The organism is Bacillus sp. P14.5 (assembly GCF_003316765.1).
Classification (GTDB): Bacteria; Bacillota; Bacilli; order Bacillales; family Bacillaceae_B; genus Rossellomorea.
The window spans coordinates 131,812-153,760 of sequence record NZ_NIJF01000017.1 but is presented as its reverse complement, the minus strand read 5'-3'; the positions used below and the strand labels follow the sequence as shown (position 1 = coordinate 153,760).

The 21,949-nt window shown below is 43.2% G+C and carries 20 protein-coding genes and 3 pseudogenes; 8 read left to right on the top strand and 15 right to left on the bottom strand.

The genetic code is table 11. The features are described 5' to 3' along the window. Positions 1 to 571: 571 nt before the first annotated feature. The 3 genes and pseudogenes from B9Z54_RS02775 to B9Z54_RS02765 form a co-directional block, all read right to left on the bottom strand. A complete protein-coding gene (locus B9Z54_RS02775) occupies positions 572 to 1,639 on the bottom strand; it encodes a C45 family autoproteolytic acyltransferase/hydrolase (protein WP_113926990.1) in 1,068 nt (355 codons plus the stop codon). A gap of 102 nt (positions 1,640 to 1,741) precedes the next feature. Further along, positions 1,742 to 2,883, bottom strand: a pseudogene (tnpB, locus tag B9Z54_RS02770) (IS200/IS605 family element RNA-guided endonuclease TnpB). Between the two features lie 218 nt (positions 2,884 to 3,101). Beyond that, positions 3,102 to 3,473, bottom strand: a complete 372-nt coding sequence (locus tag B9Z54_RS02765; protein ID WP_113926989.1) for a glyoxalase superfamily protein — start codon at positions 3,471 to 3,473, stop codon at positions 3,102 to 3,104. Positions 3,474 to 3,573: 100 nt separating this feature from the next. Between B9Z54_RS02765 and B9Z54_RS02760 the strand changes: the two genes are divergently transcribed. Further along, positions 3,574 to 4,200: a hypothetical protein gene (locus B9Z54_RS02760; RefSeq protein WP_113926988.1), complete on the top strand. Its 627-nt coding sequence runs from the start codon at positions 3,574 to 3,576 to the stop codon at positions 4,198 to 4,200. Positions 4,201 to 4,283: 83 nt separating this feature from the next. Here the strand turns inward: B9Z54_RS02760 and B9Z54_RS02755 are convergent, their stop codons facing one another. The 10 genes and pseudogenes from B9Z54_RS02755 to B9Z54_RS02715 all read right to left on the bottom strand — a co-directional run bounded on the left by B9Z54_RS02755 (position 4,284) and on the right by B9Z54_RS02715 (position 15,009). Continuing rightward, positions 4,284 to 5,138 (bottom strand): AraC family transcriptional regulator, encoded by an 855-nt coding sequence (locus tag B9Z54_RS02755; protein WP_113926987.1) that lies wholly within the window; start codon positions 5,136 to 5,138, stop codon positions 4,284 to 4,286. Beyond that, positions 5,138 to 6,448, bottom strand: a complete 1,311-nt coding sequence (locus tag B9Z54_RS02750; RefSeq protein ID WP_240189771.1) for an MFS transporter — start codon at positions 6,446 to 6,448, stop codon at positions 5,138 to 5,140. The genes B9Z54_RS02755 and B9Z54_RS02750 overlap by 1 nt, the downstream gene beginning before the upstream one ends. Positions 6,449 to 6,656: 208 nt before the next feature. Next, positions 6,657 to 6,923, bottom strand: a complete 267-nt coding sequence (locus B9Z54_RS02745; protein ID WP_113926985.1) for a hypothetical protein — start codon at positions 6,921 to 6,923, stop codon at positions 6,657 to 6,659. Between the two features lie 48 nt (positions 6,924 to 6,971). Continuing rightward, complete coding sequence (locus tag B9Z54_RS25455; RefSeq protein ID WP_240189768.1) at positions 6,972 to 7,364, bottom strand: hypothetical protein; 393 nt, start codon at positions 7,362 to 7,364, stop codon at positions 6,972 to 6,974. Between the two features lie 330 nt (positions 7,365 to 7,694). Beyond that, complete coding sequence (locus B9Z54_RS02735) at positions 7,695 to 8,453, bottom strand: nucleotidyltransferase domain-containing protein (protein WP_113926984.1); 759 nt, start codon at positions 8,451 to 8,453, stop codon at positions 7,695 to 7,697. Between the two features lie 169 nt (positions 8,454 to 8,622). Then, positions 8,623 to 8,769: a hypothetical protein gene (locus B9Z54_RS24620; RefSeq protein ID WP_162785063.1), complete on the bottom strand. Its 147-nt coding sequence runs from the start codon at positions 8,767 to 8,769 to the stop codon at positions 8,623 to 8,625. Positions 8,770 to 9,525: 756 nt separating this feature from the next. Then, the gene (locus B9Z54_RS02730) at positions 9,526 to 11,190 is read right to left on the bottom strand and encodes a peptide ABC transporter substrate-binding protein (protein WP_113926983.1); all 1,665 of its coding nucleotides are present in this window, start codon (positions 11,188 to 11,190) and stop codon (positions 9,526 to 9,528) included. A 375-nt stretch (positions 11,191 to 11,565) separates the two neighbouring features. Continuing rightward, positions 11,566 to 13,205, bottom strand: a pseudogene (locus tag B9Z54_RS02725) (catalase). Positions 13,206 to 13,376: 171 nt separating this feature from the next. Continuing rightward, positions 13,377 to 14,576, bottom strand: a pseudogene (locus B9Z54_RS02720) (MFS transporter). 16 nt (positions 14,577 to 14,592) lie between these two features. After that, complete coding sequence (locus B9Z54_RS02715; RefSeq protein ID WP_113926982.1) at positions 14,593 to 15,009, bottom strand: MarR family winged helix-turn-helix transcriptional regulator; 417 nt, start codon at positions 15,007 to 15,009, stop codon at positions 14,593 to 14,595. 642 nt (positions 15,010 to 15,651) lie between these two features. On the opposite strand from B9Z54_RS02715, the gene B9Z54_RS02710 reads away from it, so the two are divergent. The 3 genes from B9Z54_RS02710 (at position 15,652) to B9Z54_RS26045 (ending at position 16,766) form a co-directional block, all read left to right on the top strand. Then, positions 15,652 to 16,107 carry a CBO0543 family protein gene (locus tag B9Z54_RS02710; protein WP_113926981.1) on the top strand — a complete coding sequence of 152 codons (456 nt, stop codon included), beginning with the start codon at positions 15,652 to 15,654 and terminating at the stop codon, positions 16,105 to 16,107. A 74-nt stretch (positions 16,108 to 16,181) separates the two neighbouring features. Next, entirely contained in the window at positions 16,182 to 16,580 is a 399-nt protein-coding gene (locus B9Z54_RS02705; RefSeq protein ID WP_205207657.1) for a CBO0543 family protein, read from the top strand. 51 nt (positions 16,581 to 16,631) lie between these two features. Then, positions 16,632 to 16,766, top strand: coding sequence for a hypothetical protein (locus tag B9Z54_RS26045; protein WP_262370888.1), 135 nt, complete (start codon positions 16,632 to 16,634; stop codon positions 16,764 to 16,766). A gap of 139 nt (positions 16,767 to 16,905) precedes the next feature. Here B9Z54_RS26045 and yfkAB read toward each other — a convergent pair whose 3' ends face one another. Beyond that, on the bottom strand, positions 16,906 to 18,033 hold the full coding sequence (yfkAB, locus tag B9Z54_RS02700) for a radical SAM/CxCxxxxC motif protein YfkAB (RefSeq protein WP_113926979.1): 1,128 nt from the start codon (positions 18,031 to 18,033) through the stop codon (positions 16,906 to 16,908). A 155-nt stretch (positions 18,034 to 18,188) separates the two neighbouring features. On the opposite strand from yfkAB, the gene B9Z54_RS02695 reads away from it, so the two are divergent. Together B9Z54_RS02695 and B9Z54_RS02690 are read left to right on the top strand one after the other, a co-directional pair. After that, positions 18,189 to 18,722 (top strand): undecaprenyl-diphosphatase, encoded by a 534-nt coding sequence (locus B9Z54_RS02695; RefSeq protein ID WP_240189767.1) that lies wholly within the window; start codon positions 18,189 to 18,191, stop codon positions 18,720 to 18,722. A gap of 26 nt (positions 18,723 to 18,748) precedes the next feature. Continuing rightward, a complete protein-coding gene (locus B9Z54_RS02690; protein WP_162785061.1) occupies positions 18,749 to 19,291 on the top strand; it encodes a CBO0543 family protein in 543 nt (180 codons plus the stop codon). Positions 19,292 to 19,376: 85 nt separating this feature from the next. Here the strand turns inward: B9Z54_RS02690 and B9Z54_RS02685 are convergent, their stop codons facing one another. Beyond that, entirely contained in the window at positions 19,377 to 20,510 is a 1,134-nt protein-coding gene (locus B9Z54_RS02685; RefSeq protein ID WP_113926977.1) for a zinc-dependent alcohol dehydrogenase, read from the bottom strand. Positions 20,511 to 20,666: 156 nt separating this feature from the next. Here B9Z54_RS02685 and B9Z54_RS24615 point away from each other — a divergent pair, with 156 nt between their 5' ends. Both B9Z54_RS24615 and B9Z54_RS02680 read left to right on the top strand, forming a co-directional pair. Beyond that, positions 20,667 to 20,813 carry a hypothetical protein gene (locus B9Z54_RS24615; RefSeq protein ID WP_162785060.1) on the top strand — a complete coding sequence of 49 codons (147 nt, stop codon included), beginning with the start codon at positions 20,667 to 20,669 and terminating at the stop codon, positions 20,811 to 20,813. A 597-nt stretch (positions 20,814 to 21,410) separates the two neighbouring features. Beyond that, positions 21,411 to 21,920, top strand: coding sequence for a DoxX family protein (locus tag B9Z54_RS02680; RefSeq protein ID WP_113926976.1), 510 nt, complete (start codon positions 21,411 to 21,413; stop codon positions 21,918 to 21,920). The last annotated feature ends 29 nt before the right edge of the window (positions 21,921 to 21,949 follow it).

Here is a 21,949-nt window from a genome sequence, read left to right as displayed (position 1 = left end):
GAAGATGATGGCATGATTAGCCAGGAAACGTACCATTAACTCCTGAGACTAGAAGATGATGGCATGATTAGCCAGAAACGTACCATTAACTTATGGAGCCCAGAAGATAATGGCATGATTAGTCAGAGTACGTACCATTAACTTATGGAGACCAGAAGATGATGGCATGATTAGCCAGGAAATGCACCATTAACTTATGGAGCCTAGGAGATGATGGCATGATTAGCCAGGAAACATACCATTAACTTATGGAGCCCAGAAGATAATGGCATGATTAGTCAGAAAACGTACCATTAACTCCTGAAGTTAAGAAGATGATGGCATGATTAGCCAGGAAATGCACCATTAATTCCTGAAACTAAGAAGATGATGGCATGATTAGTCAGAAAACGTACCATTAACTTATGGAGACCAGAAGATGATGGCATGATTAGCCAGGAAATGCACCATTAATTCCTGGAGTCAAAAAGTTAATGGTACGAAAATTTTAGAAACAACCACAATCTCTACGAAGAGAGCCAAAAAAAGGAATGGCACCGGCGGCCACTCCTTTCCTTTATCATATAATTTCCTATCTCCTGCTCCAATCAGCCTGCTTGTCCATGTGGACAAATGGGATATCGGTATCCACTTCTCCTGTTATTCGATCTGCATCTAAATCTTCACCCTCAAGCCATTTGGCAAAATCGAACTTCACAGGTTGACGGTCACCTCCGAGCGCGAACCACGCTTTCAGCTCCTTGGGAAAATATGCAGATGTATGAATTGTTCCAGCCCAGCTGCCATACAGATCCGAGAAAACTCCTTTATCACTGTCATTGAGAAGCCTGAATGCGGCGGAAGCGTCACGGATGCTGCCCTTATTTTGCTGCAGGATGTCCAGACGCCGCTTCGAATCTATGAGATGATTGCGGTTTTCCTCCAGCATGATCTCAAAGTGATTCGTACAGGCATTGTTCTGGCGGACCTGTACACCGCGCGGAGAGGTCTCCACTATGAAGGTTTCATTGCTTGAATCATGAACAATGTAACTGAAAGAGTGACGGTGTGGAATTTCCCGCAGCATGGCCACTGCTTCTTCAACATCCCCGCAGGCTTCCAATATCAAGCGGCCGATCATACAGCAAATGAATCCCTCACCAGGATTCTTGCGGTGCATGAAATTGTAGCCGATGGACAACCCTTTCTCGTTCATTCCATCCATTCTGCCCGTCACACGCTGGCTAGGACCGATGATGGCATAACCTTGACCATCCGTCGGCTGATACAATGTATACCTGCCTTCATAGGTCTTGGGATGGTAGTCATAGTTGCGGATCAGATAGTTATCCCCGGTCAAGATGGAGCAGCCTGACTTCACATAGTCCAGCCGATAACCTCCAAACTCCTTCAAAACCCGCTCCATTGGCCATTTCAGTGCTTCCTGCAGTCCGAGCAGTTCCTCCCAGACACCAGGGGCAAACCTCGTGACAGCCTGCTTCACTTCCTCGGTCTTTATCGAAAAACGGGGTTTACGGACTTTCCACTGATTTTCACGATTGATGACAGTGTGAGAATCTTTGATCCGCTCTCCCTGCATATAGCCAAAATCAAAATGACTTCCCCGGAATTGAATAATATCACTGTATATTTCTTTCATTTTGCAGCCCTCTTTTACTTGAACTACCCACCACTTACCGCCCTTACAGGTCGCTTGAAGTGGGGGATTCCTAAGAACACAAACCTATCGATTCGTTTTTAATTAGGCTATCTCCGCAGTCCCTGCGGTTAATCGCAATGCTTCATTGCGAAGATTTATACTTGCGTTAAGATCCCTTTGATGGTTGCTTTTACAGTTTGGGCAGGTCCATTCACGCAACACACGATCTTTAACGGCTTTATACTTATGATAACATACAGAACATAGCTGGCTGGAAGGGAAATTTTTCGCTGCGGCTATCACCTGTTTGCCGTACCATAATGATTTGTATTCCAACATAGACCTGAATTGGGCCCAGCTTACTTCGCTGATTCGTTTTGAAAGATCTTTGTTTTTTAACATTTTTTCGACGGACAAATCTTCAATGCCGATAATGTCGTGGTTTTTGACTATTTCGGTAGAGATTTTGTCCAACATATCTTTTCTTGCATTAGCGATTTTTTCGTGCAGCCGGGCAACTTTCTTTTTTGTTTAGTCCAATTCGAAGAACCCAATTGCCTCCTTGAAAGAATGCGTTGGGCATTAATTATTTTCTTTTCTAGTGTACGGAAAAAGCGGGGGTTTTTGTGGGTTGTGCCATCTGAAAGAGTAGCGAAATCCTTCAATCCTACGTCGATTCCGACAGAGGTGCCGGTTTTCTTATAGTGTTGAACTTCTGATTCAGCCATAATCGAAACGAAGAACTTACCTGAAGGGTTTCGTCTAATGGTGGCGTTCATTATTCGGCCTTCCACCTCTCGACTCTTGGCAAAGCGAACCAGGCCGAGTTTTGGCAATTTGATGTGTTTATCTTTCACTTGTATATTCCCGTTCACAAACTTTGTGGTATAGGATTGAACGGGGTTCTTCTTCGATTTGAAGCGAGGTAAACGATTTTGTTTCTTGTAATACCGTGAGTAGGAATCATGAACGATTTCAACTGATTTCTGAAGGGCAATACTATCGACTTCTTTCAAGAATGAATAGGTCTTCTTGAGCTCTCGAACAGCTTTGATGGATTGGTTCTTGTTGAAAAATTCACCTTTCCAATTGTTCTGTGAAAGCTGCCCATTCTGTACCATTTCATTTACGATAGACCAATAAGCGTCTTTCTTCTTTTGTTTCCCAACAAAATAGTTGTAGATGAACCGGCAACAACCGAACGTTTTATTGATTAATTCAATCTGTTCGTGATTTGGATAGATCCTGAATTTAAAGGTTTTTTAACATTCAAATGGTTTCACCTCCTGGTAGTAATTATACCAAGAAAGGTGGTACCTTGGGAACATATGTTTCTTTCGAAGTTTTTTTAGTAGAGACCAAAAGGCAGGCGATTCATCTCCCCCTTACCGTTGGGCTATGCCCTTCACACGCTTGAAGAGGGAGTTTTCTCGCCATTTTTTAGATAAAGAAATCGGACTGACTAGGACAGCAATCCGTAAAAGACCAATCGATTTCCAAACGGGTCGGTCACCTTGACTTCTCTAGTATTCCAAGGTGTTTCCTCCAACCCTGGTTTCATGTATTTATAATTTTTATCTATTAACCGGCCGTGCCATTCTTCTATATCTTCCACCGGGATCCTGACTGCCGCACCCGGGCAGGCATCCCCATGGTGTTCTGAAAGGTGGAGAATACAGCTCCCTTTTGAGATTTGCATATAGGCTGGAAGCTCTTCGCCGCCATACGCCCAGTCGGTTTCATACTGAAGAAAATCGAGATAGAATTCCTTCGCTTTCACTTCATCAAAAATTCTTAAAACAGGTACAGGCGCTCCAAATACTATATCCTTCATTAACAAAACCTCCATGGAAAATATCTATATACGATTCTTGTTTTCCTGCATTATAATTATCTGGTAATGTCCTTATTTTCACAAGAGTGGAGGAAAAATAGTGATCTCCAAGAAACAATATATTTTCATCATTATCCTGGCCATTTCCTTGGGAGTGCTGACCGCAATATGGCAGATCTCATTCTGGGTGACAGCCCTCATGATCTCCCTGAGTGTGACACTTATCGTGTATGCTCCTTTTGTATGGTATATGTACTTTTCAAAAGACGCCGGAAAGATAGGCTATTATATAGAACAGCGAACGAAGCAGCCTATCCTTCAATTCTATAGCAGTCTGGCAAACTCGGATGAAGAGCAGGCGTCAGAAGCTCTGCACCTGTTGAAAAAGAAATATAAGTCCCCGAATATGACAGCCATTTTCACAGTCGCTTATGCTGCCCATCAAAACAGGCTGTCGGCTGTAAAGGAAGATATCCTGCTGATTAAGGACCCTTCTGCCAGACAATATTACGAAGTCTTGTTAAAGGTTGAGGAAGGAAACTTGGAAGAAGCAGAGACCATGAGATCCTCGTTGACGAAGCAGTGGATGGAAGAGTCAGTAAAAGCAGAGCTGCTTCACAAAAAGGGAATGTCCGATCAGGCTGAAGTTCATGAAACAAGGGCGGTTGCACTTACGAATGGAATGCAGAGATATCTTTTGGTTAAAAAATATAATACACTTTCATGAACCTTAATTCTCGGGTGTGATCAGTGTGACCATCAAAAAAAAGCTTTCTCTGAAGATTCACTCCTTTGAGAAAGCTATTTTGGTTATTTCTTCTTTATTGGAATCCAAACTTCACAGCGGTATTCCTCGCTATTCACATCGCCTGGCGGGTATAATTCAAACTCAGGCCCACCCGCATGTTCGTACCCTGTTGAAGGGAACCATTCAGAAAAAACGCGCTCCCATACGTTTTGGATTGCATGAGGCATGGCCCCCACTGATTCAAACACAGCATATGTGGCAGCCGGTATTCTTTTCGCCTCAAACTTGTCTTGTTCCTTGACCGTCCCGGCACCGATGAAATAAGTAAATTCCTCCTTTGCATGATCAAATTCCATGCAAAAGCCGAGGATTTCCTTCGCGTCTGCTGCCTCAACAATTTCATTGGCCTTGCCATTACGATTTACTTCATCCCAGAATTTTGGGATCTCCTTATGGTTTTCACCATTGGCCGTCGACATTCTCTTGCCGACACCCGTAACATTAAAGCTATCTTTCTCAACGATTCGGTAGTTCATTTCTTTCTCTCCTTTTAATTGGATTTGGAAAGAAATGCGAGGAAATGCCTTTAAGGAAACTCCCTGATTTCGTACATTTGAAGGAGACACACCATGTGCCTTCCTAAACGCTTTAGAAAAAGACTCCGGTGTTTCGTAGCCATAACGGAGCGCGACATCAATCACTTTTGCCCCCGAATTGGACAGCTCCTGTGCAGCCAATGTCAATCTGCGTTTCCTGATATATTCCGCTACAGTAAAGCCGGTCAGCATGCTGAACATCCTTTGAAAATGGAACTTGCTGCTGTAGGTAATCCTCGCCAGCTCTTCCATCTCGATAATGTCATGCAGATGTTTTTCAATATAATCGATACACTGGTTCATCCTTTGCAGCATTTCCATCACAGTTCCCCCTTGCTTCTATAATTTATCACCCTGCTGATGCAGGAGCCGGTCGCCGATTGCTCTCCTTTGACAGGTCTGGTTACCTTATTGTTCGGCAGAAAGGCTGGATCCCTTCCGTAATTTCTTATAAAAGGAAGCGAAAAAGTCAGAAGAGCAGCAGCCATTTCGAGAATTCCCCCATATATGAAAACATTCTGCGGAGTCGTCCACTCCATCACCCAGCCTGCTGCAGCCTGCGCAATCGGCACAGAACCTGACATGACCAGTATCATGACACTGATGACCCTCCCAAAAATTCTTGGTGGAATGATTGTATGATTCACACTCGGTGCAATGACATTCACGGCCGTTTCTTGCAGCCCCATCAGGCCGATCAGGATGAGGATGAGCCAAAGGTTTCCTGTAAAGCCGACCAGCATAATGAAGATCCCCTGCAAAAAACAAGTCAGAAGGGTCATATATGGTTTTGGATTTTTAATCGAAAAAATCGAGAACAAAACCGCACCGGCGACACTTCCCACTCCGATCGCCGTATTCATCAACCCGAATCCCTCCACGCCAAAATTCAATTCGTCCGCGAGAAAAGGAATGCTCACGAAGGTTGCCCCCACTGCAGCGTTGGCAAAAAAGGCGAAGACTGCCATAGTCAAAATGACAGGTGTCGTCAGGAAGTAATGAAATCCGGCTTTTACACTCTGCCACATTGGCTCCTGTTTAATCTCTTCCTCTTTATTCACTTCTTTGACCAATACCAGCAGAACTGATGATAGTAAAAATGTGCAGGCGTTGACCAAAATGGCAAAGCTCGTGCTCCCAACCGCTACCAGACCCGCTCCAATCATCGGGCCAATAACCGCTGACACGTTTCCAGCCGTCATCAATAGACCCATGGATTGAGTATAGAACTCCTTCCCGATAATTCTCGTCCTGAAAGAAATTCCTGCAGGCTCCGCGATTGAATCCACCATCCCGAATACAGCGCCGATAAGATAGAAAATCCATATGGCATCATTCTGTACAAACAAGGCAATGAGCGCGAGGATGATCACTCCAGCTCTCAACAGATTAGAGTATATGAGAAGCTTTTTGGGATCAACACGATCCACAATCACTCCGCCTATTAACACAAATATGATTTTAGATGCTCCCAGTATGAATAAGTAAGTCCCGACCACTGATGGTGACTGAGTTTCCTCCACAAGAAGCCATGTCAGCGCTATTACGAATATAGAGTCACCAAGCGAAGAAATCCATGTACTGATCCAGTAATACAAGAAGCTTTTATTTTTAAATATTGTGAGATTCATATTCACGAGCATTTACCTCCTGGCCGCCTCACCATCATAAGCAGCACTATCCGGATTTTTATATGAAAAAGAACACCCATCCGGCGAAGGGTGTCCGGCGCCTTTGCTCCACACCGCAAAAAGGCAGACAGAAAACATTATAACAAACCTGCCCTGTGTGTAATCAGTGACAGTCACAACCCGGATTATGTCACAAAGTGTCGAACTTTCACTCCACTTCCATGTTCTGCGGAGGAAGATATTTAGTGAAATAAGCTCCAGCGATAATGAGAACTATTGTGATCACCCAGCTGATAAGCCCTATGAAATCAAACCAAAAGGCCAGCAGGTTCACTATCGCAATAAGATAAAAGCATATGGACGTCATTGCTGTCTTGATCCCAGTAATACCCGCTGCCTTCCTTTTCCTGAACACATAGATGCCGGAAATCACCAAAGCTGAAATCAATACAACGCTCCAGACAACCTGATTCATTTCTTGTTTCCTCCTTTACCGCATTCGACATATATCGGGGTGTGACTGTCACGCCCCGGTTACTCCCTTTTCCTCCAGCAGCCCCTTAATTTTCCCTAACTGCTCGTCATTCTCGATGATGACATAATTCGGCTGGATCACTTTGTTCCTGATTTTAAAACTTAATTTATATCCATTATCCGCTCTTTCATCCAGTCCGTACAATTCATGCCAGCGTTTGATCTTTTCGATTTCATAATGCTTTACTTCCGATACTGGATAGTACCTGGCGTTCAGGATAATGCCCTTCGGCAGTATAAAAAAGTTTCCTCGATGCTTGATAGCGCTGATGATAATAAAAAAGAAATAAACCGTAAAAAAGAACGAGAGTCCAGCCAGTCGGTTGCCAGCACCGCTCCGAGCAGCAGGATAAGCAGAATCATAGAAGCATAGGTTCCCCATTTAACAACTTTATATGATTTCGAATCCTTGGTGAGCGGCTCCATTTCAAGCCATTCTCCAGGAAGCAGAATGCTGGAGAACTCTTCCTTGCTTTTCGGATAAAGTGCATCCTTAGATGTCTCTGCCGCTTTCTTTAAATTAAAACGATATCGTAATATGTAATAGATCCCGATTATGAAAATCAATAATAAGAAAACATCAACCACCTTAACGCCCCCTTTTCCACCCCTGACTCCTGCCATTATCTCATAAACAATATTGGAAATTAACCCCTGATTTTCTAATGAATTAAGGACTTGCAACGGCTGACTGCCAGGGAGAAAAGGTGAATCAAAGCCGCTCGGCCATTTTTCTGAAAAAGGGAACTGCCTTGTCATCCGGAAGAGACTTCTCAATCCAGCTTAATTCCCTTGAGTATAAATCGATGATCAATGCTCCTGCTTTTTGATGATTTTCTGGATTTAAATATTTATAAATGGTGTTCACTTCTTCCAGCTTATCTGCGGGCAGCAAGCCTCCCAACGCTTTCATCCCAAGCTGGGCCCGGCCGGGGTGGTATCTGTGGAGTAGAACCTTTGCCATCTTGAACATGCAGTGCTGCAAGACTTCAACACCCCACAGATCATTTCCCCTGTTAAACGCTTTACGGTATTGAAACAGAAACCACGGAACATCAATCGCCAGCTCATAAAACTCTTCTGGAGACAATAACAGGTTTTGCGTGGATTCATACTTTTCCAAGAGATTATCAGGGTCATAAACCACTCTGAAATAATCCTTCTCCTTGAAGCTTTTCTGTGTCACTGTGAACAAATCTACATGAAGCATATCATCGAACACTGCGATGATCTGCGGAGCGATAATAAAGATATCATCATAGAATAATAAGTTCCGATAGGCACCCAAATGGTTCACTCGCCTCTTCAGAAATTCTTCTTCATCCTCTTCTTTCACCAGCACATAAAGGTCCACGTCCGAATGCTCGTCCTCTTCTCCTCTGCCCATTGAGCCTTTCAAATAGACAGCCTGGACAAGCTCATCCTTCTGTAAACTCTCTGAAATTCTTTGCACTGCTCTTTCTTGCCTCAAGATGCTCCCCCCTTAAAAATAAATATTACGCCATTATATTCCAAATGCACAGTCATTTCAAGGAGCAAATGAACAAGTAATTTTCTGCTGCCTGGCATTTCCTACATATACCGAGAATTAGCAGGCATAAAAAACACCCTGAAAAAATTCAGGGTGTCCGTCTTCAGCATTAAATTTGTTGAAAGTTTCTTATATTATTGGCTTCTTTATCCGTTATATATCCTTTCTCTATAAACTTATTGAGATGGGTATCGGTGAATGTGTAGGTTCCATCTGCCTTCTTCTCTTCATAAAATGACTTAATAATATTGAACATTGTTTCTTCCTCCTATTGTTTAAATCTATTGGGTTAAATTTAAATTGTTTTTTAGATATAGATGTATTCCCCTTTTTCACAGGAAGTAAACATAAACGAATTTCTTAATCAGGGTCTTTTCGCAAATCATTGCTGCTATTAACTATAATTTCGAAACCAAGGCCCTAATTCACCTGGACATTCTAATTGAAGAAGGAAAAAAGCTGCCATCCCCAATAGGAGAGAAAAAACCGGCTCTGTGTAACGGCTGTTTTGAGTACAAAACTAACAATAACACATCAATTGAAGTGCCAAATCGCATTGATTTTGACACTCCTTTATTGTTGATTTAACGGTATTGTTACTGGTAAATCTGTTCAACTGATAATACAAAATGTACCCTAAATAGCAAATGACAGAACTTTTTGACCTCAAGGTTTGTGGCAATTCCCTAAATATTTTCAATCCCAATATTAATATGAAAGAGAGTTGTTAATTATTAACAATCTAGCAATGATTTGATTGGAACGGAAGGTGCGTGACCTCCTGCGGGACTAGCGTGACAGGTGAGACCCCACAGGCAAAGCCGAGGGGCTCACCGCACGCCCCGCGGAGTCACGCACCTGGAGTGGAAATCAATAGACATTGTTTTTGAGTGTGATCACCCAACCATTTCTTTGGCTAATGGGATTTTTTCGAGAACATTAATCCTTATATAAATACAGCCATATAAAAACACACCACAGAAGAATCCGCGGTGTGTCTCCAGTTCATCGTTTATTCAACATAGGCCCATTTGTAGGAGTTTCCTGCCGCAAAGTTATGGCGGAGGATTCCATGGACATGAGATTTTTCAAGATAAGCCGATCCATCCTGGAACATTGGGCTGATCGCCTGGTCTTCAAGCAGGATTTGTTCAGCTTCAAGCAAGGCTTCCCATCTTCCAGGCAGATTTTCAAGAAGCAATGATTTGCTGTCAGCTATCAATTTATCAAACTCTTTGTTAGAGTAACCCATTTGATTGTGCGGGCCATCTGTCACAAACATATCAAGGAATGTCATTGGATCTGGATAATCCGGTGACCAGCCTGCATAGGAGAAGTCATAATTCCCTGCTGCTTCCAGATCGAGTTTTTGTGCAAATGGCTGCTGTTTGATGCTTACAGACAGACCCTTTAGGTTCGTTTCCAGCTGCTCTTTAATATATTCCCCAACTTTTTTAGCATTGTCGCCATCATAATTCAACAATTCAAGTTTTACAGTATCTTTTCCTGTTTCCTCCAGTGCCTTTTCCCATAGCTCTGCAGCTTCTTCTGCATTGTAATCTCCGATATTTCCATTTTGTTCGCGATAATCCTGGCCGTCAGGACTTGTTACGAATGTGCCTGGAACCAGATAATAGGCAGGGATAGAACCATCGTTCAACAGGATTTCCACCATCCCTTGCTTATCCCATGCCTTATCAATGGCTTTACGGGCATTGATGTTGGCCAGTACTTCATTCTTCTGGTTCAAGCGCAGAAAAAAAACGCCTGTCTGCAGCTTAGTGTTAAAGTTATCATCCTTTTCATATTGATCAACGAATTCTGCCGTCAGCGGTGTGATGTCCGCTTTATCTGTTTCATAGAGATTAACCCTGGTAGCCTGTTCTTTTACTATATTAAAATTGATTTCTTCCAGTTTTACAGTATCTGCATCCCAGTAGTCGGGGTTCTTCTTGAATTGAAAGCTCTGCTCATGCTTCCAATCTGATAAAACGAATGGACCATTATAGATGGCTGTATCTGTTTCCAGAGCGTATTCCTTCCCTGCTTTTTTAACAAAAGCTTCATTCTGAGGATAGAAGGTTGCAAAAGTCAACAGGCCTTTAAAGTATGGGACGATGGTTTCCAGCTGTACTTCTAATGTTTTATCATCCAGTGCCTTTACACCTAATTCATCAAGGGGCAGTTCCCCCGCATTCACTTTCGCTGCATTTTTAAGATCAAACATGATATAGGCGTATTCAGCAGCCGTATCAGGGCTCAATGCTTTCTTCCAAGCGTATTCGAAGTCATGGGCTGTCACTGGATCACCGTTGGACCACTTTGCATCCCGGATCTTGAACGTATAGGTTTTACCGTCTTCTGAAACAGCAGGCTCCTCAGCCGCCATCCCTAAAACCGGCTCGTCACCTTCACCCAATCGGTATAAGCCTTCAAATACATTATTCATCACATCGAACGAAACTGTATCTGTTGCAAGTGTTGAATCAATAGATGGAATCTCTGAACCGGCCAGCAGGTTAAGCACTTGATCTCTTGCCTCTTCACCTGTTTCCTGATCAGTCAATCCTTCATTTTCATTTCCCTTAGAATTTCCGGCTCCATTGCTGGTGCAGCCAGCCAGGAACATGCTAAAAACCAGAAACGAAGCCAGTAAGGATAAACACCCTTTTTTCATACAGACACCCCTTTTTCTTTTTAGGTGATACTTTGGATAATCCGTTTCTTTGTAACAATAAAGAAATAAACATTACTTATTTGTTACACGCTTTTAATATATTAACACTTATGTAATAAATGTTACTTAAAATGAAAAATCGGCTAGAATTTTGTTCGACATAAATCGGGGCGTGACTGTCACGCCCCGATTGGATGGATGTGTATATCACATTAAACTTATCCATCGAGAAGGTTTTTAAATAATTTTCTAACAGCAAAAAAGCACCCCAAATTGGAGTGCTTTTCCGTATAGTGACCTTCTGGAGCAAAAACCTGCAGGATAAAGCAAAGCCCCTGCAGCAGCCGGCCGCCATCCTTGCATATCTTTTATACCTTAGTATGGATCCGCTTCATGCCCTTTCTTGGATGCCTCATCTGCTGCTTTATTTGCATTCAATGAGCCTTGGCCGTATCTGGTTTTACCCGATTCGCGTCCAGGAACTTTATCCAGTTCCACGTCTTTCATTTCTTTCATTTCCTTCATCTTCATTTCAATGCCTTCCTTCACGCGGCGGCCGTAATCTTCATCCGCTTGAGTGAAGTGATCAATCATGGCGTCTTGAATTTTTTATCACAGATCGCAAGGGCATCGGAAAGGTTTTTGATTAGTTCGTCGCGCTCCCAATCCTCAAAGCTCCGGTATGTGTCGCCTGCTTGGCCGTAGTTATTGGGACGGTCAATCGGCGCAGTCATAGCTGCTGCGTTATAGGTCGGGCGGTGAGGTTTGCGTCCTTCCGGGTCCGCTTCTTTAAACCCGCCGAGCATGGATGGTTCGTAGTTGATATGCGGATTTTCCCCGGATTCTTTCGGGTCGCGCACATCCATCTGTCCGCGCTGCTGGTTTGTGTGAACAGGCGCTTTCGGTGCGTTTACAGGCAGTTTCAGGTAGTTTGCCCCTACACGGTAGCGCTGTGTGTCTGAGTAAGAAAATGTACGTCCCTGAAGCATCTTATCATCTGAAAAGTCCATTCCATCGACAAGGACTCCAGTACCGAAGGAAGCTTGCTCGATCTCTGCATGGAAGTCCTTTGGATTGCGGTCGAGGACCATACGCCCGACAGGAAGCCAAGGGAATTTATCCTCGGGCCATAGCTTTGTATCATCAAGAGGATCAAAGTCAAGTTCAGGATGGTAATCATCTTCCATGATCTGAACAAACAGCTCCCATTCCGGATACTCACCTCGCTCTATTGATTCGTACAAATCCTGCGTCGCATGAGCTACGTTCTTTGCTTGAATGGAATCGGCTTCTTCTTGTGTTAAGTTACGGATGCCCTGTTTCGGCTCCCAATGATATTTCACAAGGACCGCCTCACCCTTTTCATTGACCCATTTATAGGTGTTTACTCCTGAACCCTGCATATGACGGTATGTAGCTGGGATTCCCCATGGTGAAAACAGAAACGTAATCATATGTGTCGCCTCTGGTGTACGCGAAACAAAATCAAACATTCTTTCAGGATTCGGTACATTTGAAGCTGGATCGGCTTTAAAGGCGTGAATCATATCCGGAAACTTCATTGCATCACGGATAAAGAAAATCTTAAGATTGTTTCCGACAAGATCCCAGTTTCCTTCTTCCGTATACATCTTCACGGCAAAACCGCGTGGATCCCTTGCTGTTTCAGGTGAATCCTTCGCTCCTGCGACTGTAGAAAAACGAACCATTAAAGGTGTTTTCTTTCCAGCCCCGGAAAATACTTTCGCACGGGTATATTTTTCTACCGGTTCATCACCGGCTTTTCCATATGTTTCAAAATATCCGAATGCCCCTGATCCGCGGGCGTGAACCACACGTTCTGGTACTTCTTCCCGGTCAAAGTGGGATATCTTTTCAATAAAGTGATAATTCTCAAGAGTAGCCGGACCGCGGTCTCCAATCGTACGGGTATTTTGGTTGTCGTAAACAGGATGTCCCTGACGTGTTGTCAGACTCTCTTTTTTCTCCCTGTCCTTTCCGCCTGATTGGTTCATATCTTTTTCATCTGCCAAAAAAATTACCTCCTTTAAAATCACTTTTAATGTTATACCCTCATTTAAGTGGTATATTCATGAAATTCATGATTAAAATGGAAGTTTTTTGAATGCTCTTCAACTATCGTATTTGGAGATGATTCTTCGACAAAAACCGGGGCGTGACTGTCACTAGGCTGCATTCACTTCTTTTTTCTTTTGTTTTTTCAGTTTATGTCCCTGCAGTAAATAGTAAAGCAGAAGCCCTGCCAGAACATAGACAGTGCTGTATGTGTACAAATCACCAAGACTGATCTTTGCTGCCGCCAGACCGACCAGGAAAGAACCCAGCCCGATGCCTATATCGAAAATTGATAAGAAGGTTGCGGTCGCCATGGCTGCGCGTTTAGGAGGAGACGATTGGATCGCAATCGTTTGAAAGGTTGGAAACAATGTACCCCATCCCAATCCTGCAAAAGCAGCAGCTGCCAGGAAGAACATAGCTGAATCAGCGGTACCCAGAATAACCATTCCAGCCGAGAATAAAACAATCGCAGGATAGACAATGAAATTCGGTCCGTGCAAATCATACCATCTGCCGGTAAACGGCCTCGAAAGCAGCAGTACAACTGCATATACCACAAAGAAATAACTGCTCACATGGCTTAGCCCGATTTCTCCCGCATAGACGGACACAAAGGAGAGTATCGATGAGTAAACGATGGCAAAAAATGCACCGGCTAAAGCAACCGGGACTGCTTTTGTTTCAAAGATCGCATCCCTCCAGTTCATTGGAAGAAGCTTACGATCCTCCTTTTTATCCTCTTTAATGTTAATTAGCAGTCCAGACAAAAGCCCCAAAAATGCTGCTGCACCCGCAATCAGAAGCATGGTGGTTATTCACCAACTATGAAGGGCAGTCAACCCTAGGAACGGGCCGATCACCATGGCAAAGTTGGAGGACAGTATGAAATAGCCCATCCCTTCCCCTCTTCTGGAGTCCGGTATGGTAGTGGCCGCTATGGAACCAGCGGCTGTAGTTGCCATCCCGAAACCAACTCCATGAATGAACCTCACCAAAAATAACACCTCAACGCTATCCGCTAAAAAATACAGCAGGCTTGCTGCAAAGAAGATAATTAACGAACAGAGCAGAATCAACCTGCTGCCATACTTTTCAATCCACCTTCCCGAAAAGGGACGAACGAGGATCGCGGATATAAGGAAGATGGTGATCATCAATCCTGCCTGTGATTTTTCACCATCTAAATGGTCTACGACGTAAATGGGAATTGTGACGAGCAGGAAGTAGAAAGTCATGAATAAAAAGAAATTACTGATACTGATACCAATAAAATTCCGTGTCCATAATGGCGGCTTTTTTTCTGTCATGCTGCATTACCTCTTTCTAGATCTTTTTGAGCCATTCGTTCAAAATGCTTTGCAAGTTTTCTTGTGAGGAAAAAGAAAGCTCCTTAATTAATTCTTCATTCTTCTCAAGAACTGCTTTTTCCCATACCGGGAACTCTGCTTCTGCTTCTTGAGATAACATGATATATTTCTTCCTCTTATCTTCGTCGCTGGATTTCTGCTGAATGAACCCCTGTTTTAAAAGCCTTTGGATCGTCCGGGTCATTGGCGGTGCTTCCACCGATAGATATTCACTTAACTCCTTCTGTGTCAGAGTCCCTCTTTCCCTCAATACATATAGGACCGACCACTGCGCACTATAAAGTCCATAAGGTTCCAATGCTTCATTCAAATGTTTGGTCAACCTTCTCGAAAGTTGATTGACTGAATGAAATAGCATATGTGTATTTTCCATAAACAACACCTCAACTAATTAGTTACCTGGGTAATTAATTCCCGGCTTAGTATACCATATTTTATTTACCTGGGTAACTACTTAAATACAGCAAAGTAATTTTTGTTCGGTCACACTATTGTAAGGAAAGCACTCCTACCATTCGGACGGTTAACCGCTAATTATCCTGAGCTGCTTCCAGATTGTATTTTAAGCATGGTGATTCCGCCTATTCACCTTGCTTTGCTCATCGGTTTCTCCTTTTAGCAGGGTATTTTCTCCTTAATCACCATGCTTTACTTGACGATTGCTCCTTTTAGCAGGGGGTTTTCTCCTTAATCACCATGCTTCGCTCACCGATTTCGCTTTTTAGCAGGGTGTTTTTTCGCTTAATCATCTTGCTTCACTTACCGATTTCGCTTTTTAGCATGGTGTTTTTTCGCTTAATCACCTTGCTTCACTTACCGATTTCGCTTTTTAGCATGGGGTTTTCCGCCTAATCACCTTGCTTCACTCAACGTTTGCTCTCTATAACAGGGTGTTTTCCGCCACGTCTAACCACCCTTCTTCACTATTGATTTCTTTTAATTTACATTACTTGGTCAAGTATGAAGAATAATCCTTAAGGCAAGAGTGATACTATATGAAAAACAGGATGATTGTATGATTTTGATGTGTAGCACTATTATCGGAGCATTGATATTGGTTTGGAAGATCCCGAAGAAGCTGTCACGGTTAGAAATGTATGCTTGTTCCCTCTTTTCTATTTATTTGGCTTTGTTTGCCGATTCCATTCTTGGCGGTATGTATCATCTTTATGCCTACTTTAAACCGGGAGTTGAGGTGATTGATTATGCTGCTGCAATCGGCATTTATCCGGCAATCGCGATCCTTTTCCTGAACTTTTTTCCTTTTGGGAGGCATTTAAAATGGAAGCTTGCTTATATTACGGCATGGACTGTATTTTCTTTATTTTACGAGTGGTCTGCCGCAAACTTTTCGTCACTGTTTCTGTACACCGGCTGGAAAATAGGATATTCCGTTCCAATTTATCCCCTTTTATTTGTTATTCAGCTTCTCAATTATCAACTAGTCAAAAAGCTGATATCTCATAGGTAACGAGGTATATAGATGATCATTATGATTTCCGTTGCAGTTTGTTTTCTGATTATTTTTTCTATATGGATAGGCATTTGAAACCGATAGAGATTTACTGTGTGGTCTTTAGTGCGCTTTACTCAGCCCTGGCCTTTGATGCTCTTTTTAAAGGACGATATAAACTGTACTATTATGGCAATGATCCTGGCGTCCATTATATCGACTTTCTGTTCCGTCTCTGTTTGTACCCTTTAACCTGCCTGGTTTTCCTGAATATGTTTCCACGTAAAAATTCAAGGATGATTAAGGTTCTTTATTTTATAGGGTGGGTGCTTCTGATGACACTCATGGAATGGGGACTCCTTCAGTTATCTGTCATCAAATATGATGGGTGGAGGCTCTATTACACTCCGCTGAAATTCGGCTTGATTTTCTACCTTGCATTGCTTAGTTGGATGGTGACTAAAAAATTCGCTAAGCAATCCAATGCATAAACGGGGACCATCTTGGAATAATATACCTATTCTACTTAACGGAGGCTGCCTATGCGTACCGAAAATCATTTCGTTGTCTTGATCTTCTTCTCTTTGCTAAGCCTGGCTGCGACCATCGTTTTCAGCGGAACTCTTCTCTCCAGGACAAACGAATTGCTCTCTAAATTCGAGGAGCCTGAAAAGTAACTTTGGCGTATAATAGCACTAAAAGGGACTGTCACTTTCATTGCGTTAATGTACAAAAGCATAAGAATGCAAGAAACCTCCTTGTCCAATGACAGGAGGTTTCTTGTGGATTTATTCGACAAATTCCGGGTTGTGACTGTCACAACCCGATTTTGGCTGTTTTTTCTTGGAAGTTCACATCAGAATAATAGGTATCTTTGACGAGTACATTGGGCCCGAGGCATTTGACTGCCGGGCAATGGCAGCTGAGTGATTGGGCTGTTTTCGTCTGGTTCCAGCGGTCGTACGCTTCTGCGAGCGAGGTATCCTGGATGTTTCCTAATCCTGGTTCGTCCCCGAAATCCGTTACGATGATATCACCTGAAAATATATTGACATTCAAGCGGGAGCGGCCGTCCGGATCATTTCGGACCGTCACATTTTTTTCTCTAAATAGACGCTGATACAGTTCAAGTTCTTCAGAGGATGAACTGCAAGGATAGAACGGAAGCGTTCCAAACAACATCCAAATGTCTTCGTTGCGATGGTCCAGAAGCCTCTTGATTGCCTGGCGGATTTCATCCAGGTTAAGAGTCTCCAGGTCTTTGGCGAAATCGACAGGATACATCGGATGCACTTCATGGCGCGTGCACCCCATCTCGATAATATGGTCATGAATTTTTTCTAAATAAGGAAAAGTTCTTCCATTCAGCATCGTTTCCGCTGATACCATGACCCCTTCACTCGACAGGCGCTTAGAGTTTTCAACCATGCGGTCAAAGTAGCCTGCTCTCTGCTTCTCGGAAGGTTTTCTGTCCATCCTGGCAAACCCTGTCTCCGCAAACTCTTCTACCGTTCCCCAGTTATGGGAAATGTGAAGCACATCCAAATAAGGAACTATAGGTTCATACCTCTCATACGGAAGAGTCAGATTCGAGTTGATCTGTGTTTTCACACCTCGTGAATGAGCATATCTTAACAATGGAAGAACATGATTTTCCACAGATTTTTTTGACATCATTGGCTCACCGCCCGTAATACTGATAGTCCTTAGAGAAGGAATTTCATCAAGCCTTTGAAAAATAAGCTCCATCGGAAGTGCATCTGGGTCCTTGTTCTGCAACGTATACCCCACAGCACAGTGGTTGCAGCGCATATTACAAAGAGTCGTCGTCGTGAACTCGACGCTGGACAAAGTCATCTTCCCGTATTCTTCTACGTCCATATAGGCTTCCCACGGATCATTCACCGGGGATAGCGGCATATTATTTTTTGTTTTTACAAGCATCTATGTAACTTCCTTTCATATTACTCCTATTAATTCATTCTTAATACCATATGAAATCTTACGGGATTCTATCACTTTTTACAATGCTCTTCTGATTATAGTATAGATTCTGGGAGGCTGGGCAGGTTAATTTTAGAGCATCTCAAGATAAAAACATGGGCACCCCTGAAAGGAATGAAGTCACGATGGATCTCCGGCTGTTCTGGGCAATAAATTCTCTTTCCAAACGAACCGACTCCCTAAACCGCATTATGATCCTGGCTTCTACTAAGATGCGGTATATCTATTTGTTGGCTCTACTGGTCCTTTGGTTCAGGAATAAGTCCCTTACAAGGATTGCACTCCTATCAGGAGCAGGTTCCCTTTTTCTCGGCAGTATGATCAGGATGTTTTATTTCCGGCCGCGTCCCTTTGTCAACAAGAGGGTAGGTATCCTAATTCCTTCAAAACGAAATTCCAGCTTTCCCAGTAAACATACCCTGCTGGCCTTTACCGTTTCTACTACCATCTTATTTTATGATCGAACGCTCGGCGTGATATTCACCTGTTTGTCTGCACTGACAGGGTTGTCCCGCGTATGGACTGGGCATCATTACCCTTCCGACATTATCGGCAGTGCCTTGATTGCATCCTTTACTAGCCGGATGACTCTCTTTTTTTCTTTAAAAAAAGAACAGCCCGCTGATTAACCTGGCTTCTGAATAGATACTAAACTTTGACTAAAACAAGTATGGGTGATGCTATGCATATTGTATTGACAATCATGTTATTGATTTTCGGTTTTTTCAAGGGAAATTGGAGAGAATGGGAAAAATATCACCTGACTATTTTTTATGTAATCATCTGTAATCTCCTTTATAACCATATTGCCCATGATAAAATGTTGTGGAAATATTACCCTGACTTTTATCCCAAGTCACACATACTGGTCGACCTCCTTTATTCTTTTATCAACCTGCCAGTGATTACCTTGCTTTTTCTTACCTTTTATCCATTCACCGCCTCCCTTTTATTAAAAGTGAGGTACATAGCTATGTGGTCCGCGGTATCCTTTGTCATTGAATACCCATTTTATAAGTTTGGAAGGCTGCTGCTGCTAAATGGATATGAATATTGGATGGACATCCTCTTTTATATTGTTATGTACAGTATGATCCGCCTGCATTATACAAGACCCTTTCTTACTTATTTCTTATCAGCATTAATTACAATCATGATGATATGGTTGTTTGACATTCCATTTGGCTCGCAATCATAAAAAGCACCCCCTTCTGCTCGGAAGGGGGTGCTTCTTCAATAATCTTCACAAAGATTTTTCGACCTATTTCGGGGAGTGACTGTCACTATGGTTTCAGTACGACCTTGATGCAGTCGTCTTCATGATCATTAAATATCTTGTAGGCATCCGCTGCCTGGTCCATAGGCATAATATGAGAGATGATCTCGGTAGGGTTCAGCTCGGCAGAAGTGATTTTCTCAAAGAGCTCCGGCATGTAGTGAACGACCGGCGCTTGTCCCATCTTCAAGGTAACGTTTCTTTCGAAGAAGTTGCCGAGCGGGAACATGTTGTACATCATGCCATACACACCTGTCAGCTGGACGGTACCAAACTTCCTGACAGCATCCTTTGCAATATTAATCGCACTCAAAGTTCCGCCTTGGAGCTTCAGCTTCTGCTCTACTTTTTCCACTGCGCTCTTTTCACCATCCATACCTACACAGTCAATGACGATGTCGGCACCGCCCCCGGTGACTTCCTTCAAATGCTGTCCCATTTCCTTGAATTCGTCAAAGTTGAAAATTTCTACATTATTATTCTGCTTTGCTTTTTGCAGACGATACGGCAGATTATCAACGGCGATGACCCTGCCGGCGCCTTTCATCCAGGCAAATTTCTGTGCCATCAATCCAATAGGGCCGCAGCCAAGGACAATGACCGTGTCTCCAGGTTTCATCCCGGAATGTTCGATACTCCAGTAAGCTGTCGGAAGCACATCGGACATGAATAACAGTGCTTCATCAGCTAAATCACAGGATTCGGGCACCTTGAAGGGCATTGCGTTCCCAAACGGAACCCGTAAGTATTCAGCCTGCCCGCCTGGATGGTTACCATATTGCTCGGTATATCCGAAGTAACCTCCAGTATCTTTATGCGGATTTGAATTATCACATTGGCTTTCCATATCATGCTGGCAATAAAAGCAGTGCCCGCAGGACACATTAAACGGCAGGACGACTCTGTCACCTTTTTTTACCCTGGTGACATCAGGTCCGGTTTCTTCAACGATACCCATCGGCTCATGTCCAATAATATATCCCGGCCTCAACGGCAGGTTTCCCTGATACAAGTGAAGATCGGAACCGCAAATCGCCGTCGATGTGATCTTGACGATTATGTCATCCGGCTTCTGGATCTTCGGGTCTTCAACCTCTTTGACTTGGATATCCTTTGAACCCTGATACGTTACAGCTTTCATTATTAGCCTCCTAATAGTGGAATATAAAACTTATACCCGGCTGGCAAAAAAGTATTCTATAACACGAGGATATTTCCTATTTATGTATTTCTTTTTTCGATTGTTTCCTGAGGATGATAAAAGGGGGTTCTTATCGACGAAAATGTGGATCCTACAATGAAGCAGCTTGTGCTGCCCACGAAAAGACGCGGCCTATCAACGAAAATGATTGTGCTATCGACGAAAACCTATTCTCTATCAACGAGTTTGCCTGTCCTATCAACGATTTTAGAACCTCTATCGACGAACCAGCCCTTCCCGTGAACGCGCGGTACAATCAAATCCAAAAATATCGATTTTAATGTACCTCGCTGCGTCAGCGCGGTACATCAAATCCAAAAAAACCGATTATAATGTACCTCGGACCATCAGCGCGGTACATCAAATTCATAAAACTCCATTATAAAGTACCTCGCAGCATCAGCGCGGTACATCAAATTCATAAAACTTCATTATAATGTACCTCGCAGCATCAGCGCAGTACATCAAATTCAATAAAACCGATTATAATGTACCTCGCAGCGGAAGCATGTGCATCAATCAAAGAAGCGGTATCGCTCCCCTCCGCAAACCTCTATGGCTCAATTCAACGCAACTAATAGATCCCTATAGCCCCCTCTCCAATACAGCCTTCTGAATAAGCTCCCCTCCAGATAAGACGCCAAAAACAAATGTGAAAGATCTGTGAAAGCCGTTGCCAAACCGGGTCATCGGGAGTATATTATAAGTGTAGAGAGTAAGTGAAAATATTCACAAACTCACTCCCTGCTCTCTAAGCAACTCTAAAGCTGGCCGGCTTTATCTCAATTCTTTTACACCTATATGTGAAATTATTCACAAAATAATAAGGAGATGTTTATTATGAGATGGTGGAAAACTCCTCAAGCTGCAATGGTCTGGACTGTATTAAGAATATGGCTCGGCATTCAGTGGCTTGAAGCCGGCTGGCACAAAGTAGCGGACGGTTTTGATACAACTGGGTTCCTGCAAGGAGCAATTGCAAAGGCGACTGGTGAGCACCCTGCCGTACAAGGCTGGTATGCAGGCTTCCTGGAAAATGTTGCTCTTCCTAATACACAACTCTTCAATATCCTGATTCCTTGGGGTGAAGTACTTGTTGGGCTGGGACTTATAACGGGTGCTGCAACGATCCCGGCTTTACTAGCTGCAGCATTCATGAATTTGAACTTCCTGCTGGCTGGCACAGTAAGCACAAACCCTGTCCTGTACACTGCAGCCATCGTCCTTCTCTTCACTGGAGGCGGAGCTTACTTCTGGGGAATTGATCGATTTGCCCTTCCTTATATCACAAAGCGATTAAAAGACCGCAGGAACAATAAAGTCGACCGAAAACATGCTGTCCTTCACTGATGGTGACCAGCTCCATTGCGTTTCCTTAA

Bases quoted from the DNA above. Each gene is read 5' to 3' on its own strand.
- B9Z54_RS02775 (WP_113926990.1), bottom strand. From the start codon at position 1,639: ATGAAAGAAATATACAGTGATATTATTCAATTCCGGGGAAGTCATTTT.
- B9Z54_RS02765 (WP_113926989.1), bottom strand. From the start codon at position 3,473: ATGAAGGATATAGTATTTGGAGCGCCTGTACCTGTTTTAAGAATTTTT.
- B9Z54_RS02755 (WP_113926987.1), bottom strand. From the start codon at position 5,138: ATGGAAATGCTGCAAAGGATGAACCAGTGTATCGATTATATTGAAAAA.
- B9Z54_RS02750 (WP_240189771.1), bottom strand. From the start codon at position 6,448: ATGAATCTCACAATATTTAAAAATAAAAGCTTCTTGTATTACTGGATC.
- B9Z54_RS02745 (WP_113926985.1), bottom strand. From the start codon at position 6,923: ATGAATCAGGTTGTCTGGAGCGTTGTATTGATTTCAGCTTTGGTGATT.
- B9Z54_RS25455 (WP_240189768.1), bottom strand. From the start codon at position 7,364: ATGGGGAACCTATGCTTCTATGATTCTGCTTATCCTGCTGCTCGGAGC.
- B9Z54_RS24620 (WP_162785063.1), bottom strand. From the start codon at position 8,769: ATGTTCAATATTATTAAGTCATTTTATGAAGAGAAGAAGGCAGATGGA.
- B9Z54_RS02730 (WP_113926983.1), bottom strand. From the start codon at position 11,190: ATGAAAAAAGGGTGTTTATCCTTACTGGCTTCGTTTCTGGTTTTTAGC.
- B9Z54_RS02715 (WP_113926982.1), bottom strand. From the start codon at position 15,009: ATGGAAAATACACATATGCTATTTCATTCAGTCAATCAACTTTCGAGA.
- B9Z54_RS02710 (WP_113926981.1), top strand. From the start codon at position 15,652: ATGATTTTGATGTGTAGCACTATTATCGGAGCATTGATATTGGTTTGG.
- B9Z54_RS26045 (WP_262370888.1), top strand. From the start codon at position 16,632: ATGCGTACCGAAAATCATTTCGTTGTCTTGATCTTCTTCTCTTTGCTA.
- yfkAB (WP_113926979.1), bottom strand. From the start codon at position 18,033: ATGCTTGTAAAAACAAAAAATAATATGCCGCTATCCCCGGTGAATGAT.
- B9Z54_RS02695 (WP_240189767.1), top strand. From the start codon at position 18,189: ATGGGCACCCCTGAAAGGAATGAAGTCACGATGGATCTCCGGCTGTTC.
- B9Z54_RS02685 (WP_113926977.1), bottom strand. From the start codon at position 20,510: ATGAAAGCTGTAACGTATCAGGGTTCAAAGGATATCCAAGTCAAAGAG.
- B9Z54_RS24615 (WP_162785060.1), top strand. From the start codon at position 20,667: ATGAAGCAGCTTGTGCTGCCCACGAAAAGACGCGGCCTATCAACGAAA.
- B9Z54_RS02680 (WP_113926976.1), top strand. From the start codon at position 21,411: ATGAGATGGTGGAAAACTCCTCAAGCTGCAATGGTCTGGACTGTATTA.